This is a genomic window from Cupriavidus campinensis, from assembly GCF_905397395.1.
Lineage (GTDB): Bacteria > Pseudomonadota > Gammaproteobacteria > Burkholderiales > Burkholderiaceae > Cupriavidus > Cupriavidus campinensis.
On record NZ_CAJPVH010000031.1, the window covers coordinates 16,912 to 31,607 of the forward strand.

Sequence of the window (14,696 nt, forward strand, 5' to 3'; positions counted from 1 at the left end):
GGTGCGCAGGCCCTGCCCGCGCCGCGCGACGCCAAGCAAAGGATTACAGCATGTCGATTCTGATCAACAAAGATACCAAGGTCATCACCCAGGGGATTACCGGCAAGACCGGCCAGTTCCACACCCGTGGCTGCCGCGACTACGCCAATGGCAAGAACGCCTTCGTGGCGGGCGTGAACCCGAAGAAGGCTGGCGAGGACTTCGAGGGCATTCCCATCTACGCGAGCGTGAAGGACGCCAAGCAGGCTACCGGCGCGACCGTGTCGGTGATCTACGTGCCGCCCGCCGGCGCTGCCGCCGCCATCTGGGAAGCCGTTGACGCCGATCTGGACCTCGTGGTCTGCATCACCGAAGGCATTCCCGTCCGCGACATGATGGAAGTCAAGGACAAGATGCGTAAGCAGAACAAGAAGACCCTGCTGCTGGGTCCGAACTGCCCGGGCCTGATCACGCCGGACGAGATCAAGATCGGCATCATGCCGGGTCACATCCACAAGAAGGGCCGCATCGGCGTGGTGTCGCGCTCGGGCACGCTGACGTACGAAGCCGTGGGCCAGCTGACCGCGCTGGGCCTGGGCCAGTCGTCGGCCGTGGGCATTGGTGGCGACCCCATCAACGGCCTGAAGCACATCGACGTGATGAAGATGTTCAACGACGATCCCGACACCGACGCCGTGGTCATGATCGGTGAGATCGGCGGCCCGGACGAGGCCAACGCCGCTTACTGGATCAAGGACAACATGAAGAAGCCGGTGGTTGGCTTCATCGCTGGCGTGACGGCGCCCCCGGGCAAGCGCATGGGCCACGCCGGCGCGCTGATCTCGGGTGGTGCGGACACCGCCCAGGCCAAGCTGGAAATCATGGAAGCCTGCGGTATCAAGGTGACCAAGAACCCGTCGGAGATGGGCCGCCTGCTGAAGGCGATGCTGTAAATCATGCGTCACATCCCGCGCCATGGCGTGCCGGATCTGGCGCCTGGCGTGTGGTGACTGCATCGCATTGCCCCCGCTTGCCGGGGGCAATGTCATTCTGGCGAGACGTTGACCTAGGGTATTTCCCGAGCCGCCTGCCGGAAGGTTGAAACCGAATCGAAAGGTTCGTGCGATACATCTCCATGTCTGTAAGTTCAGACATCCAAAAGTTCGCAGTGGCGCCGCCTGCCGGGCGGTCGGCGAACGTGGAATAAACCTAGAAATACGAGGAGTCTTGCCGTGGAATTGTTGTCGAGCAGCGCATTCTGGATTGCGCTGGGATCCATCATCCTGACCAATATCGTGCTGTCCGGCGACAACGCCGTGGTGATCGCGCTCGCCTCGCGCAACCTGCCGCCGGCCCAGCAGAAGAAAGCCATTTTCTGGGGCAGTGCCGCCGCCATCATCATGCGGGTGGTGCTGACCGTGGCGGCCGTGAAGCTGCTGACGCTGCCGTACCTGAAGATCGTCGGCGCCATCCTGCTGGTCTACATCGGCGTGCAACTGCTGACCGGCGATGACGACGAGGAAGGCCACGACGCCAAGGACAACATCTGGCAAGCCATCCGCACCATCCTGATTGCCGACCTGGTGATGTCGCTGGACAACGTGGTGGCCGTGGCCGCCGCCGCCCAGAAGGGCCCCGAGGGCAGCCAGCTGATGCTGCTGGTGCTGGGCCTGGGCCTGTCGATTCCGCTGATCGTGTTCGGCAGCACCATCCTGCTGAAGGTGATGGAGCGCTTCCCGATCATCATCGTGCTGGGCGCCGCGCTGCTGGGCTACCTGGCCGGCGAGATGCTGGTGAGCGATCCCGTGGACGCCGAGTGGTTCCAGGTACATGTGCCGCACGCCCATCTGGTGTTTGGCGTGGTGGGGGCCGTGCTGGTGGTGCTGGTGGGCAAGCTGCTCAAGCGCCGGAGCGCGCAGGTGGCCTGACACCCCTGACTCGCAGTCTCGTATTGCCTGAAACGGGCGGCCGATCTGGCCGCCCGTTTTTCTTTGGTGGCGCCGGCGCAACAGCGCCCTGTAGGCGCCCACGCCACGAATTCCTGCGGATTTCCAAGCAATTCCCACAAGCCTGTGGGAATTGTCGGAGATCAATCGGAGCAGGGGGCTGACCTCCCGATCATGGGTGCCGTGCCGGTGCGCAACGCCGCGCGGCACGGACATCAACCATCACCATGAAAAGGGTCAATATGCAACGCAAGCCTTACGCACGCCGCCATCGCGGCTTCACGCTGATCGAACTGATGATCGTGGTGGCGATCATCGGCATCCTCGCCGGGGTGGCCATTCCGCAGTACCAGGACTACGTGGCGCGCTCGCAGTTCGCCGAGGGACTGAGCCTGGCGTCAGGGCAGAAGCCGGCGGTGATCGAAACGTTCTCGTACGGCGGCACCTGCCCCAGCAACGCCAGCGGGGCGGCGGACGGGATTCCGCTGGCGACCAGCATCGCCGGGACGTACATCAAGAGCGTGGTCACGGGCGGCACCCCCACGGCGGCGGGCGGCTGCACCATCGTCGCCAACTTCAAGGACGCTGGCATCGCCAAGGGGCTGGTCGGCAAGTCCCTGACGCTGCGCATGACCGGCGCGGACCAGGGTGCCGTGGCGTGGCAGTGCGAATCGGGCGCTGAACGGAAGTACCTGCCCAAGGCGTGCAGCCACGTGGCGGCGGCTGCGGCGGCGCCGGCCTGATCTGATGACGGCGGCTGACCGCGGGTGAGACCGCTCCCATCCTCGGTCAGCATCGAAAAAATCGGGCTGAAATGCGCTAATTCTGGTGCATTTCCATCAGAGTGAATCAACGTCCGGCGGCTTGCGCGCGATCAAATTCATGGCGCGCAGCCCGCCACAGCATACGACCCCAGTCATCGCGTCGATGACGACAACCAAAGGGGGTCCTATGCAACACACCAACACCTATCCACGGCGGCTTGGCCGTCTTGTGCGCCGGGCCACGCGCGCCGGCTTCACGCTGATCGAACTGATGATCGTGGTGGCGATCATCGGCATTCTGGCCAGCCTTGCCATTCCGCAGTACCGCGACTACGTGGGGCGGGCCCAGTTTGCCGAGGCGCTGACGCTGGCGTCCGGCCTCAAGACGTCGCTGGTGGAGGCGTACGTGAGTTCCGGATCGTGCCCGGACAACAAGACCGCCAACAACTCCGGGCTGCCCCTGAGTTCGACCATCAATGGCCGTTACGTGGCATCGGTGGAAACCAAGGCCAATGGCGTGGTGGGTGACGCCGGCGGGTGTGTGATCACCGCCAGGTTCAGGAACGATGTGTCGCAGGCGCTGGCCGGCAAGCATGTGGAGTTGGAGCTGAAGGGCTCCGAGGGCTCGTTCACCTGGGACTGCTTCTCCAACGTGGACCACAAGCTGATGCCGAAGTCCTGCAGCGTGCGGGGATCGAGCTCGACCCCGGCCTGAGGCGGTGCGCCATGGACTGCCGCAAGCTTCGTCCACGGCAGGCAGGCTTTTCACTGATCGAGCTGATGATCGTGGTGGCGATCATCGGCATCCTGGCCAGCCTCGCCATGCCGCAGTACCGCGCCTATGTGGCGCGGGCCCAGTTTGCCGAGGGGCTGTACTTGCTGGGTGGGTTGAAGGTCTCGGTGTTGGAGACGTATGTGCTTTCCTCACAATGTCCCGACAACACCGGGGAGAACGATAGCGCCTTGCCGCCGGCTGCAACGATAAACGGAAAGTACGTGGAGCGCGTAGTTGCCCAGTCCATGGGCCAGATTTCAGATGGCGGCGGATGCTTTCTGCGGGCGTATTTCCGGGAGGATGCGTCGCCGCTGCTCCGGGGCAAGTTCGTGGAGCTTGAGCTGAGTGGGACCGGTAAGCAGTCCGAAGGCGGGTCTGGTGGAGGCGCGGCGTCTTGGGACTGTTATTCGAATGCTCGTGAAAATGTGCGCCCGAAGGCATGTCGATATCGGTGGGGCTATACGCCCGAGCCATAACCGTCGCGCCACCTGAAAGTGCAAAACTTTGGCAGTCCCCTAGACACAAAATGTGACAAATTTTGTTGATTAGCCGTCCCTTGGAATCATAAATCGGCCAAATTTTGTCACTCCCCCATGAGATTATCGGCATTTGCCTGCCTGGCACACTCCCTGCTTTAGGGGTAATGCATCACATGCAAGCAGATGTTTCTTTCTGTAACGAAAATCTCATCGAGGGGTCAATCCTTATGCAACGGGTACAACAAATCAAAAAACTGGGCCGCCAAGCTCAGAAGGGTTTCACGCTGATCGAACTGATGATCGTGGTTGCGATCATCGGTATTCTGGCTGCTATCGCGATTCCGCAGTACCAGGATTACACCGCGCGTACGCAAGTAGCGCGTGCCGTCAGCGAAATGGGTTCGTACAAGACAGCATTTGAAGATCGTCTCAGCAATGGCGCCGCAGTTGCCGACTTGGCTGCTGTCGGCTATGTGGCCTCGAGCCTGTACGCTGATCCTGCTGTGCCTGCCGCTGTGGATACGGGTGCGTTCATTTGGACGTCTACGCTGGCCACGGGTGGTAACCCGGCTAAGACCGCCAGCGCTTCTGTCGTGGGCGCTACGATCAACTGGCAACGTCAAGCTGCAGGCAACTGGCACTGCTTCGTAACCGCCGGCACGAATGCCGGTTGGAAGGACTCGTATGCACCGAGCGGTTGCCCGGTCGGCGCTGCATTGCCCTAATTGCAGCAGTTGCAACATGCCATCAGCGAGCCTTTCCCTCGCCTGATGCTGGAAAAAGCGCCTTCGGGCGCTTTTTCTTTTCCTGCTTCCGTAAGCCGCCAAGCTATCATGGCGCCTTTCCTTCCCCTCGCGCCCGCATGCCGCCTTCCAGGGCTTTGCTTCCGGGGTCGGCGATCATCGCCGCCTTTACCCTCCCGCTGCTGGTTTCGAAGCACACGCTTCCGCTCGCCACCTTTTATGGCGAATGGACGGCCGGCGTGCTCGGCGTTGCGCTGGTCTGCCTGCTGGCCTTTCGGCGTTCGCCAGACACCCCCCAAGTCCCCTGGATCGTCCTGCTGCCGCTCTGGCTGATCCTGACGACAATCATCCAGTCTGCCGCCGGCATGGCCGATATCACCGGCAGCCGCTTCACCACCCAGGTCGTCCTCGCCCTCGGCGCTGCCATGATGTTCGCCGCGTGGCGTCTCGGGCAGGGATTTTCCACCGAGGAACGGGCCGAGATTGTCGATGCCATCGCCATCACCTTCCTCGCTGCCGGGCTGCTCGGCACGCTGGCGCAGTGGATCCAGGTCTTCCATATGGAAGACCAGATGTTCGGCCTCGTTTCGGAATATTTCTACGACACCAACCGCCGGCTGTGGGGCAACCTGAACCAGCCCAACCATCAGGCGACGATCCACGGCTTTGGCCTCGTTGCCGCGATCTGGCTGGCGCGGCGGGCGCGGATTGGGTTTGCGGCGTGGCTGGCCGCCGTGCTGCTGCTCGAGTCGGGCATCGCGCTGACCGGCTCGCGCACCGGCCTTGTCCACGTTGGGCTGGCCGCCATCTATGCCCTGATCGCCGCCGCCATGGCGCGCGGCGAGCGGCGCGGCCCGAATCCGATGGCGCGTCCGCCCGGTCTGGTGCTTGCCGCCGTGCTGCTGATCGTCGGCATCGTGGTGCTGCAACCGGTCATCAAGAGCGCCGGTCAGGCGTTCGATTGGCGATTATTCGATACCGTCGCGCAACTGAAGGCCGGCGATCAGGTCTCGGCGCGCGGCGCGCTTTGGGCGCATGCCATCGCCATGTTCCGCTCGCATCCGCTGCTGGGCGTGGGCTACGGGGAGTTCGGCTGGGCGCAGTTCCAGCAGATGTCGCAACTGCGCGTGACGGCGGAGATGTCCCTGCACGCTCACAACGCCGTGCTCGATCTGCTGGCGAAGACCGGTTTGATGGGCACGGCGGGCGTCGGTGTGCTGCTCATGGCGTGGCTCTGGCGCGTGGTGCGAAGCCGGCTGTGGCGCGCGGCGTCGGCGGAGCGGCCGCAGACCGTGGTGATCCTGCTCTGGCTGGCGATGGTCGGCGCGCACTCGATGCTCGAATACCCGCTCCACTACCTCTACTTCTTCCTGCCGTTCTGTTTCCTGCTGGGATGGCTGGAGCCGGCCGGCTTCGGCAAATGGCGAGTCCCCAAGCCGGTGCCGATGGTCATCGGCATCGCCTTCGTCGCGCTCTCGGCCATCGTCCTGACCACGCTCTGGCAGGACTACCGCCGCGTGGAAGCGCGCGAGTATGCGAGCGATGAACGGCGCGATGGCCTGCCGATGCCGCGCCACTGGTTCCGCCAGCACGCCGCGTCGGAGGCCATCGAGCGGACCATCATCACGGCCCAGAATGCCGCCGAATTGCTACCCGCGCACCTCGATGCACTGCACCTGCTGCCCACCCCGAACCTGATCGGCCGCACCGCGTGGCTGCTGGCGCTGACCGGCCAGCCGGAGCGCGCGCGGCTGTGGATGGATCGCCTGCGCTATTACTATCAGGGCGACGAAACCGCGCAGTTCAACACGCTGGACAACGCCTGCGACGAAACGGCCGAGGCGCACCGTCCGCGCGACTTCTGCGCCTGGGTGCGCGTGCGCGCCCGCCAGGGCCACGGCTGAGCGCAAACCCAGCCAAGGCCGAAGCCGTCAGCGCACGTAGCCGGGCGGCGGAGGCGGGGGATAGTAGGGCTGGTAGTTCGGCGGCGGCGTCGCGTAGCTGGAGGCACGCGGCGAGGACACCATCTGGCCGTACACCGGCACGCGGTTGCCGCTGGCGTACATGCACTGGACGTAGGCGGCGTCGTACTGCCGTTGCGAGCCATATCCCGCGTTATACGAGTTGCCGGCCCCCACGGCAGCGCCGGTGAGCAGGCCCACGCCGGCCCCGACGGCCGCACCCGAACCCCCGTCGAATGCCGCTCCGGCCGCCGCGCCGAGCGCCGTGCCGATGGCCGCGCTGCCCACGGCGGCCGTGTTCGACGCCTGCTGGGCGCTCACCCCGCCCACCTGGCCGAGCGCGAACTGGCGGCAGTTGTAGTCATCGCCACGGAACTGGTCGAAGGTCTTGCCGGTGCCCGGCAGCGCCATCACGCTCGGGCCGGACGGCATGACCGCGCAGGCGCCAAGGCCCAGCGTGCCAGCCAGCAACAGGGGAACGAGGCGCAGATTCATGACGTCGCTCCCGGAACATGGCCCTGCGGCGTGGTGGACGAAGACGGCGTGGGCGGCACCCGCTGCCAGCCGGTGGGACACTCGCGGACGTAGGGGTAGAAGCCCTCGGGCGAGTCGCAGTGGTACCACCAGGCGTTCGGCGAGTCATTCGGCGCGCCGCTGGCCGATGGCGCGGGCACCGGATTGCCATCCGCGCCCTGTTCGATGTACTGCGGCGGATTCGGCGCCGGCACCGCGACGACGGCGGGCGGATAGTAGCCCGGCGCGTAGTACGGGCCGTAGGCATAGGGACCCCACCCTGGACCCCACCCTGGACCCCAGCCTGGACCCCAGCCGGGTCCCCATCCCCCCCAGCCCGGTCCCACGTAGACGCCCACGCCCACGCGCGAGCGCCCGTGGTAGTGCCCGCCGGCGATGGCCGATGTGCTGACGGCGGCCGTGGCCACCGCCGCGAAAGCCAGGGCGATCTGGCAAAGCTTGCGCCCGTTCATGATGTGTACCCCTACCCAATGTGCTGCATGCGTGCCGGCGACATCCCGAAAGCGGCGTTTCCGGCGTTGCGGCCTGTTACCTAACCCTCAACGCTCGACCCGCCCGATCCGTGGACGGGCGGCGTCGTGCCTTGCTGGTAATTCAATACCAATTTTCCGGAAGTGGCGCCGGCGCGGGGGGCTTGGAAATGCGGCGTTACCTTTATTACGGGCGGGACAACGGGGGACAATGGGGGGCACGGGGCGACAAATCAGCCCGCCACCCAGTCCCCCGACTTCCCGCCATGCTTCTCCAGCAGCTTCACGTTGCCGATCACCATGCCCCGGTCCACCGCCTTGCACATGTCGTAGATGGTCAGCAGGGCCACCTGCACGCCGGTCAGCGCCTCCATCTCCACCCCGGTCTGGCCGTGGGTTTCGGTGCGCACCACGCAGGCGATAGTGGAGCTGGGCCCGTCCAGCGCGAAATCGACGGCCACCTTGGTCAGGCCGATGGGATGGCAGAGGGGGATCAGGTCGGACGTGCGCTTGGTCGCCATGATCGCGGCCACCCGGGCGATGCCGAGCACGTCGCCCTTCTTGGCGGTGCCGTCGCGCACCAGCGCGAAGGTGTCCGGCAGCATGGTGATGGTGCCGGTGGCCACCGCCACGCGATGGGTGCTGGCCTTGTTGCCGACATCGACCATATGGGCTTGTCCGGCGGCGTCGAAGTGGGTGAGTTGGCTCATGGCGTCAGAATTCGAGGGATCAAATAGCGCTCGTCGCAATCCGGGAAGGCAACGCGAGGCAAGGGGTCTGCCGGATTGGGAACGCGCGGCGGAGGCCGCTATCATAGCAATATGCCCAAGACCTCCTGGCGCCGCCGCCTGCCCGCTCCGGCGCGCGCCGCCGACACCGCTCCCGCTGCTTTGGCCGCCCCCGCCATGCGCGCGTCACTTGCCCGTGCCGTGGCCGCCGCCCTCGTGCTGACCATGGCCGCGCCGGCCTGGCCGCAGGGCTTGACCGCGCCCGCCTCGCGGCTCGCGCCATCCTCGCAGCCGCCGGCGTCCGCGTTGGAGCCGGGGCCGGACGCCAGCGACCAGGTCTATGACAATCTCAACCGCAGTGTCAGGGCGGGTCAGAAATCCGAATTCGGATTGCGGACCAATAACCCGGTGGTGGAGGGCGGCAGCCTGCAACTGCCGGATCTGGGCGACCCCTCCACGGCATCGCTGTCGCCGGACATGGAGCGGCGGCTGGGCGACCGGATCATGCGCGATATCCGCCGCGACACCGACTACGTCTCGGACCCCCTGCTCAACGATTACCTCAACGCGCTCGGCTACCGGCTGGTGCAGGCCGCGCGCCGCCAGAACGTGGCCGGTTCGAATGGCGAGGGCACCTTCGCCACCGGCTTCGAGCTGTTTGGCGTGCGGGACCGCTCGATCAACGCCTTCGCGCTGCCGGGCGGCTATATCGGCGTGCATACCGGGCTGCTGGTGCAGTCGGAAACCGAATCGGAACTCGCTTCCGTGCTTGGCCATGAAATCGGCCACGTGATGCAGCGCCATATCGCGCGTGGCATCACCAAGCAGGATGAGTCGATGTGGATCGCGCTGGCGTCGATGGTGCTGGCCGGGCTGGCCGCCACCAAGAGCGGCGATGCGGCCGCGGCGCTGGCCATGGGCGGGCAGGGCGCGGCGGTGGCCAACCAGCTGTCGTTCTCGCGCGGGGCCGAGCGCGAGGCCGACCGCGTCGGCTTCCAGATCATGACCGCCGCCGGCTTCGACCCGCAGGGCATGCCCGATTTCTTCTCGCGGCTCCAGCGCGTGACCGGTATCTCGGACAACTCGATCCCGGCCTATGTGCGTACCCACCCGCTGACCTCCGAGCGTATCGCCGACATGCAGGACCGCGTGCGCCACGTGTCCGTGCGCAAGGTCGGCAACACGCCCGAGTACGAGTTCGCGCGGGCGCGGTCGCGCGTGATCCAGGCCACCACCCCCAACGACCAGCGCAACGTGCTGGAGACGTTCCAGTCGCAAGCGGCGAATGCCTCGCCGGTGCGGCAGCCGGCGATCTACTACGGTATCGCCTTCGCCAACCAGCGGCTGGGCCGCTACGCGGACGCCGACCGGGCGCTGGCCGAGGCGCGCCGGCTCTACGGCACGATTCCATCCGCCACCTCGGGCAGTCCGATGCTCGACGTCATGGCGATCGAGCTGGCGCGGGCCGAGGGCCGTCCGCAGGAGGCGCTGGCGCAGGCTCAGGCCTCGATGCGCGCGTTCCCGCTCTCCCATGCCGTGGCGCTGACCTATGCCGATTCGCTGGTCGCCGCCGGCAAGCTCGACGAGGCCGTGACCTTCCTGCGCGCCCGCACACGCGAGGAATCCGCGCGCGCCGAATGGTGGGAGTTGCTCGCGCGCGCCTACGCGGCACAGGGCAAGCGGCTCCAGCAGCATCAGGCGCTGGCCGAGAAATACGCGATGGACGGGTCCTACCAGGCGGCCATCGAGCAGTTGCAGATCGCCCGCAAGGCCAATGATGGCGATTTCTACTCGCTGTCCGAGGTCGATGCGCGGCTGCACCAGCTCCAGCTTCGCTTCCGCGAGGAGAAGCAGGACAACAAGGGCATGCCGAACTGAGGCTTGGCCTCAGCCAGCTTCGGCTTCCGGTGCGGGCGCGGGTGTTCGCACGAAGCCGAAGCGCGTCGGCACTTCGTCCTCGGCAATCGGTTCGATGTCGAAATCGCGCCCGGCGTGGTGGAACACCCCCAGCGCCGCGCCGCACGCCTCGCCATGCCAGGTGCAGGTGCTGCTGAAGGCGTCGAGATCATGGTCGTGCAGCAGCGCGGCCTGCACCGGCGCGCCAGCTTCCAGACCTTCCACCGTCCCCGCCAGCACCACGTTGCCGTGCTCGTCCGCATGGCAGGCCGTCAAGCTGAACGGCCGTCCGGTCGTGGTGGCCAGCGCGCCGTCATGCATCCGCACGATCCACGGCGCGTAGCCGAGCGCGACGAACACCCGCTGCGGCCCGTTCTGGAAGAACCAGGCGCCGCGCGCGTCGTGGGTGTAGTTGCGTTCGATGAAGTGGATCAGCGCCTCGTGGCGGATCGGGTCGCCGGACAGCCCGTGCTCCTGCGCGAACTCGTTGCGCAGGCGCCATTGCCCGCGCCGGTCCAGCGCCAGCCATCCGTACGCATTCGGTACATTGGGCCAGCGGGCCATCGCCTGCTTGACGATGTCATCCATGGTTGTCTCCTACGCCGTCTGGCGCGTGCCGCTCACACTGTCGAAGTAGTCGAGGATGCGCGTGGGCAGCCATTCGATATGGCCCGCGACCGGGAACAGCGGCAGGTGGCCCAGCACGCCGGCGCGCGGCGTCATGAAGCCGACGTGGCCGCCGTGCGCGGGCTGCTCCAGCAGCACGTCGGGGCTGACCTCGGCCTGGCTCGGCAGGTGCTGGCCGGGCAGGAAGGGGTCGTTGCGCGCGTTCAGCACCAGCGTGGGAATGCGGATCTCGCCCAGCACCGGCTTGCTGGCGGCGCGCTTCCAGTAGTCATCGGTATCGCGGAAGCCGTGCAGCGGCGCGGTGACCACGTTGTCGAACGCGTAGAGGTCGCGGCTCGCCAGCATCGTCGCACGGTCGAACAGGCCCGGAAACTGGTCGAGCTTGGCGAGCGACTTGCGCTTCAGCGTTTGCAGGAACATCCGGGTATAGATCAGGTTGAAGCCCTGGGAGAGCGCCGCGCCGCCGGCCGCGAGGTCGAGCGGGGCCGAGATGGCCGCCGCCGCCGAGAGGAAACTGGCGCCGTGGCCCTCTTCGCCGAGGTAGCGGAGCAGGGCGTTGCCGCCGAGCGAGATGCCGACCGCCAGCATGCGCTGTCCTTCCGCCTGCCCCGCCTGCACCTGCTGGCGCAGCCGCTCCAGCACCCAGCGGATCTCGGCGGAATCGCCCGAATGATAGAAGCGCGGCGCACGGTTCAGCTCGCCCGAGCAGCCCCGGAAATGCGGGATGGCGCCCTGCCAGCCGCGTGCGCGCAGCGCGTCCATCAGGGTCTGGGCGTAGTGGCTGTGCGAGTCGCCCTCGAGCCCGTGAAACATCACCACCAGCGGGGCGCCCGGCGCTACCGGGTGCGTGGTCCAGTCGACGTCGATGAAGTCGCCATCGGGGGTGTCCCAGCGTTCGCGCCGGAACGTGACGCGCCGGTGCCGCGTGAAGCGGGCCGCGAGGATGGTCTGGGCATGGCCACCGCGCAGCCACCACGGCGTGTGGAAGGTCTCGCCGAAGGGGGCGCCCAGCTTCAGGCCCATCACGTCGAAGTGGTCAGTGCAGCGCCTGGCCCGGGGCGGCGGCCACGGCGGCTACCTGCACCGCGTTGGCCGGGCTGCAGTGGATGTGGGCCAGGCGCCAGCCCTCGTGGTTCTGCATCAGCACGTAGGTGGTGTGCACGTAGAGGTCCGCTTCCACGCGGTCCGCGCCAAAGCGCAGCGCCTCGGTGACGTCGAAGATCGACACGCCGAGCGAGGCATGACTGCTGGTCTCGATGGCGTCGATCAGCACCGGCTGCTCCTCCAGCAGCAGCATGAAGGCCTGGCGCAGGTGGTCGTGGCCGATCAGGCGCTGGCCGTCGGGCATCACGCACGTGACCGAATCCTCGTCGAGCCAGAGGCGCAGCGCGCCGTCGGCATCGCGCAGTTTCATGGCTTCGCGGAAGGCATCGACGATGTCTTCGGCGGAATCGAACAGTCGGGCGAAACGGGGCATGTTGGCGTGGTCAGGGTCGATGCAGGAGCTTGCGCAACTCGACGAACACCATTTCGGGTTCGATGTCCTTCAGGCAGCGCAGGTGGCCCAGCGGGCACTCGCGTTTGAAGCAGGGGCTGCACTCGAGTTGCAGCCACATGATACTCGCAGCCTGTGACAGCGGGGGGGTATGGCGCGGGTCGCTGGAGCCGAAGACGGCCACCTGGGGGCGGTTCAGCGCGGCGGTCACGTGCATCAGGCCGGAGTCGTTGCAGACGGCCGCCTCGGACAGCGCGAGCAGGTCCACCGCGTCGTCGAGCGAGGTCTGGCCGCACAGGTTGCGCACGAACGGCGCCCCGGCGACGATCTCCGCCGCAATCTCCGCATCCTTGGCCGAACCGAGCGTGATGATCTGCGCGTACGGGAACGAGCGGCGCAGCATCTGCGCCAGTTCGGCGAAGTGGGCGGCGGGCCAGCGCTTGGCCGGGCCGAACTCCGCGCCCGGGCAGAACGCAATCACCCGGGTCTGCGGCGCGATGCCGAAGCGCTCGGCCGTGGCGGCCATGCGCTCGGGCTTCACGCGCAGTTGCGGGTCGGGAATGTGCTCGGGCAGGCGCCCGCCGGGCTTGAGGGCCAGCCGTGCGTAGTGCTCCACCATCGGCGGGCGCTTGTCGCGCGGCGGGTTGGCGTGGCGCACGTTGAGCATGCCGAAGCGCGCCTCGCCGCGATAGCCGATGCGCAGCGGAATGCCCGCCAGGAACGGAATCAGCGACGATTTGAGTGAATTCGGCAGCACATAGGCCACGTCGTAGCCTTCGTGCTTGAGTTGCTGCGCGAACATCAGCCGGGCCGAGAGCTGCAGCTTGCCGTGCGCGAGGTCGCTCGGGAACACGGTGCCGATCTCGGGCATGCGTGCGAGCACCGGCGCCACCCATTTCGGGGCGAGGGCGTCGATGACCATGCGGGGATGGCGCGCCTTGAGCAGCGCGAACAGCGGCTGCGCCATCAGCGCGTCGCCGATCCAGTTCGGGGCGATGACGAGGGCTTTTTTCATATTGTGGGTGATGCGTGGCCCGGACATGCCAACGCCCCGGGGCGCAACGCGGCCCGGGGCGGGAGGGGAGTGCGGCGGCGCGCGGCGCAGGCCGCGTGCCTCGGACGCGATCTCAGTGGTGGCCCTTCAGAACGGTGCCCGGCTTGAGCTTGTACACGGTGCCGCAGTACGGGCACTTCACCTCGCCGGTGTCGGCCACGTCCAGGAACACGCGGGGATGGTAGTTCCACGTCGGGGTGTTCCCCGTGGGGCAGTGGAGGGGCATGTCTTCAGCGCCGATTTCGACGACGGATGCGGTTTGCGTCATGGTGTTGCGTTTGGCTTGCAGGGTGCTTGTTTTTGATGATGCGGATGACGGCGCTCAGACCAGCGTCAGCCACTTCTTGTACTTCTCGTCCGTGCCGCCCACGGCGGCAAAGAACGCTTCCTGGATGCGCTGGGTAACCGGGCCGCGGCGGCCTTCGCCGATGACGCGGTCGTCCAGTTCGCGGATCGGCGTGACTTCGGCGGCGGTGCCGGTGAAGAACGCTTCGTCGGCGCAGTACATTTCGTCGCGCGTGATGCGCTTCTCGCGCACCTCGATGCCGAGGTCGCGGGCAATCGTCAGCGTGGCGTCACGGGTGATGCCGTCCAGGCACGAGGCCAGGTCCGGGGTGTAGATCACGCCATTGCGCACGATGAACACGTTCTCGCCCGAGCCCTCGCTCACGTAGCCGTCGGTGTCGAGCAGCAGCGCCTCGTCGTAGCCGAGGCCGGTGGCCTCCTGGTTGGCCAGGATCGAGTTGATGTAGTAGCCGCTCGCCTTGGCGCGCACCAGCGACACATTCACATGGTGGCGCGTGAACGACGAGGTCTTGACGCGGATGCCGCGCTCCAGCCCCTCTTCGCCCAGGTAGGCGCCCCACGGCCAGGCGGCGATGGCCACGTGGATGGTGTTGCCCTTGGCGGACACGCCGAGCTTCTCGGAGCCGATCCAGACCAGCGGGCGGATGTAGCACGACTCAAGGTTGTTGGCCCGCACCACCTCGCGCTGGGCGGCCTCGAGCGTCGCTTCGTCGAACGGCATGGCCATCTGGAAGATCTTGGCCGAGTTGAACAGGCGGCGCGTGTGCTCCTTGAGGCGGAAAATCGCGGGGCCGTCCGGCGTCTTGTAGGCGCGCACGCCCTCGAATACGCCCATGCCGTAGTGCAGGGTGTGCGTCAGCACGTGAATCTTGGCATCGCGCCATTCAATCAGCTTGCCATCCATCCAGATCTTGCCGTCGCGATCCGCCATCGACATGG

17 protein-coding genes are annotated in these 14,696 nt (G+C 66.6%); 8 read left to right on the plus strand and 9 right to left on the minus strand.

Annotated features, from left to right (window positions below; genetic code table 11):
- Nucleotides 1–50: 50 nt before the first annotated feature.
- The 7 genes from sucD (at nucleotide 51) to KHO18_RS17300 (ending at nucleotide 6,590) form a co-directional block, all read left to right on the plus strand.
- Nucleotides 51–932 carry a succinate--CoA ligase subunit alpha gene (sucD, locus tag KHO18_RS17270; RefSeq protein WP_144197276.1) on the plus strand — a complete coding sequence of 294 codons (882 nt, stop codon included), beginning with the start codon at nucleotides 51–53 and terminating at the stop codon, nucleotides 930–932.
- A gap of 279 nt (nucleotides 933–1,211) precedes the next feature.
- A complete protein-coding gene (locus KHO18_RS17275) occupies nucleotides 1,212–1,907 on the plus strand; it encodes a TerC family protein (protein ID WP_144197277.1) in 696 nt (231 codons plus the stop codon).
- Between the two features lie 260 nt (nucleotides 1,908–2,167).
- Nucleotides 2,168–2,668: a pilin gene (locus tag KHO18_RS17280; protein WP_144197278.1), complete on the plus strand. Its 501-nt coding sequence runs from the start codon at nucleotides 2,168–2,170 to the stop codon at nucleotides 2,666–2,668.
- 208 nt (nucleotides 2,669–2,876) lie between these two features.
- A complete protein-coding gene (locus tag KHO18_RS17285; RefSeq protein WP_211943620.1) occupies nucleotides 2,877–3,404 on the plus strand; it encodes a pilin in 528 nt (175 codons plus the stop codon).
- A gap of 11 nt (nucleotides 3,405–3,415) precedes the next feature.
- Nucleotides 3,416–3,940: a pilin gene (locus tag KHO18_RS17290; RefSeq protein WP_144197280.1), complete on the plus strand. Its 525-nt coding sequence runs from the start codon at nucleotides 3,416–3,418 to the stop codon at nucleotides 3,938–3,940.
- 230 nt (nucleotides 3,941–4,170) lie between these two features.
- Nucleotides 4,171–4,668 (plus strand): pilin, encoded by a 498-nt coding sequence (locus KHO18_RS17295; RefSeq protein ID WP_211943635.1) that lies wholly within the window; start codon nucleotides 4,171–4,173, stop codon nucleotides 4,666–4,668.
- A gap of 137 nt (nucleotides 4,669–4,805) precedes the next feature.
- On the plus strand, nucleotides 4,806–6,590 hold the full coding sequence (locus KHO18_RS17300; protein ID WP_211943621.1) for a PglL family O-oligosaccharyltransferase: 1,785 nt from the start codon (nucleotides 4,806–4,808) through the stop codon (nucleotides 6,588–6,590).
- 27 nt (nucleotides 6,591–6,617) lie between these two features.
- On the opposite strand, the gene KHO18_RS17305 is transcribed toward KHO18_RS17300, so the two are convergent.
- From KHO18_RS17305 to moaC, 3 genes are all read right to left on the minus strand, one after another.
- Nucleotides 6,618–7,142 (minus strand): YMGG-like glycine zipper-containing protein, encoded by a 525-nt coding sequence (locus KHO18_RS17305; RefSeq protein WP_211943622.1) that lies wholly within the window; start codon nucleotides 7,140–7,142, stop codon nucleotides 6,618–6,620.
- On the minus strand, nucleotides 7,139–7,633 hold the full coding sequence (locus KHO18_RS17310; protein ID WP_211943623.1) for a hypothetical protein: 495 nt from the start codon (nucleotides 7,631–7,633) through the stop codon (nucleotides 7,139–7,141). The genes KHO18_RS17305 and KHO18_RS17310 overlap by 4 nt, the downstream gene beginning before the upstream one ends.
- Nucleotides 7,634–7,884: 251 nt before the next feature.
- On the minus strand, nucleotides 7,885–8,361 hold the full coding sequence (gene moaC / locus KHO18_RS17315) for a cyclic pyranopterin monophosphate synthase MoaC (protein WP_144197285.1): 477 nt from the start codon (nucleotides 8,359–8,361) through the stop codon (nucleotides 7,885–7,887).
- 111 nt (nucleotides 8,362–8,472) lie between these two features.
- Between moaC and KHO18_RS17320 the strand changes: the two genes are divergently transcribed.
- Complete coding sequence (locus tag KHO18_RS17320) at nucleotides 8,473–10,257, plus strand: beta-barrel assembly-enhancing protease (RefSeq protein WP_144197286.1); 1,785 nt, start codon at nucleotides 8,473–8,475, stop codon at nucleotides 10,255–10,257.
- A gap of 9 nt (nucleotides 10,258–10,266) precedes the next feature.
- Here the strand turns inward: KHO18_RS17320 and KHO18_RS17325 are convergent, their stop codons facing one another.
- The 6 genes from KHO18_RS17325 to KHO18_RS17350 all read right to left on the minus strand — a co-directional run bounded on the left by KHO18_RS17325 (nucleotide 10,267) and on the right by KHO18_RS17350 (nucleotide 14,694).
- Complete coding sequence (locus KHO18_RS17325) at nucleotides 10,267–10,863, minus strand: DUF2946 family protein (RefSeq protein WP_211943624.1); 597 nt, start codon at nucleotides 10,861–10,863, stop codon at nucleotides 10,267–10,269.
- A gap of 9 nt (nucleotides 10,864–10,872) precedes the next feature.
- On the minus strand, nucleotides 10,873–11,925 hold the full coding sequence (locus tag KHO18_RS17330) for a YheT family hydrolase (RefSeq protein WP_144197515.1): 1,053 nt from the start codon (nucleotides 11,923–11,925) through the stop codon (nucleotides 10,873–10,875).
- Between the two features lie 13 nt (nucleotides 11,926–11,938).
- Nucleotides 11,939–12,379 (minus strand): YybH family protein, encoded by a 441-nt coding sequence (locus KHO18_RS17335; RefSeq protein ID WP_092292023.1) that lies wholly within the window; start codon nucleotides 12,377–12,379, stop codon nucleotides 11,939–11,941.
- A gap of 10 nt (nucleotides 12,380–12,389) precedes the next feature.
- Nucleotides 12,390–13,412: a lipopolysaccharide heptosyltransferase II gene (gene waaF / locus KHO18_RS17340; RefSeq protein WP_092292025.1), complete on the minus strand. Its 1,023-nt coding sequence runs from the start codon at nucleotides 13,410–13,412 to the stop codon at nucleotides 12,390–12,392.
- Between the two features lie 112 nt (nucleotides 13,413–13,524).
- Nucleotides 13,525–13,719 (minus strand): zinc-finger domain-containing protein, encoded by a 195-nt coding sequence (locus tag KHO18_RS17345; RefSeq protein ID WP_092292027.1) that lies wholly within the window; start codon nucleotides 13,717–13,719, stop codon nucleotides 13,525–13,527.
- 54 nt (nucleotides 13,720–13,773) lie between these two features.
- The gene (locus tag KHO18_RS17350; protein ID WP_211943625.1) at nucleotides 13,774–14,694 is read right to left on the minus strand and encodes a branched-chain amino acid transaminase; all 921 of its coding nucleotides are present in this window, start codon (nucleotides 14,692–14,694) and stop codon (nucleotides 13,774–13,776) included.
- Nucleotides 14,695–14,696: the final 2 nt, after the last annotated feature.

Bases quoted from the DNA above. Each gene is read 5' to 3' on its own strand.
- KHO18_RS17335 (WP_092292023.1), bottom strand. From the start codon at position 12,379: ATGCCCCGTTTCGCCCGACTGTTCGATTCCGCCGAAGACATCGTCGAT.
- KHO18_RS17350 (WP_211943625.1), bottom strand. From the start codon at position 14,694: ATGTCGATGGCGGATCGCGACGGCAAGATCTGGATGGATGGCAAGCTG.
- moaC (WP_144197285.1), bottom strand. From the start codon at position 8,361: ATGAGCCAACTCACCCACTTCGACGCCGCCGGACAAGCCCATATGGTC.
- KHO18_RS17310 (WP_211943623.1), bottom strand. From the start codon at position 7,633: ATGAACGGGCGCAAGCTTTGCCAGATCGCCCTGGCTTTCGCGGCGGTG.
- KHO18_RS17300 (WP_211943621.1), top strand. From the start codon at position 4,806: ATGCCGCCTTCCAGGGCTTTGCTTCCGGGGTCGGCGATCATCGCCGCC.
- KHO18_RS17320 (WP_144197286.1), top strand. From the start codon at position 8,473: ATGCCCAAGACCTCCTGGCGCCGCCGCCTGCCCGCTCCGGCGCGCGCC.
- KHO18_RS17280 (WP_144197278.1), top strand. From the start codon at position 2,168: ATGCAACGCAAGCCTTACGCACGCCGCCATCGCGGCTTCACGCTGATC.
- KHO18_RS17290 (WP_144197280.1), top strand. From the start codon at position 3,416: ATGGACTGCCGCAAGCTTCGTCCACGGCAGGCAGGCTTTTCACTGATC.
- KHO18_RS17345 (WP_092292027.1), bottom strand. From the start codon at position 13,719: ATGACGCAAACCGCATCCGTCGTCGAAATCGGCGCTGAAGACATGCCC.
- KHO18_RS17285 (WP_211943620.1), top strand. From the start codon at position 2,877: ATGCAACACACCAACACCTATCCACGGCGGCTTGGCCGTCTTGTGCGC.
- KHO18_RS17305 (WP_211943622.1), bottom strand. From the start codon at position 7,142: ATGAATCTGCGCCTCGTTCCCCTGTTGCTGGCTGGCACGCTGGGCCTT.
- waaF (WP_092292025.1), bottom strand. From the start codon at position 13,412: ATGAAAAAAGCCCTCGTCATCGCCCCGAACTGGATCGGCGACGCGCTG.
- KHO18_RS17330 (WP_144197515.1), bottom strand. From the start codon at position 11,925: ATGGGCCTGAAGCTGGGCGCCCCCTTCGGCGAGACCTTCCACACGCCG.
- KHO18_RS17325 (WP_211943624.1), bottom strand. From the start codon at position 10,863: ATGGATGACATCGTCAAGCAGGCGATGGCCCGCTGGCCCAATGTACCG.
- KHO18_RS17295 (WP_211943635.1), top strand. From the start codon at position 4,171: ATGCAACGGGTACAACAAATCAAAAAACTGGGCCGCCAAGCTCAGAAG.
- sucD (WP_144197276.1), top strand. From the start codon at position 51: ATGTCGATTCTGATCAACAAAGATACCAAGGTCATCACCCAGGGGATT.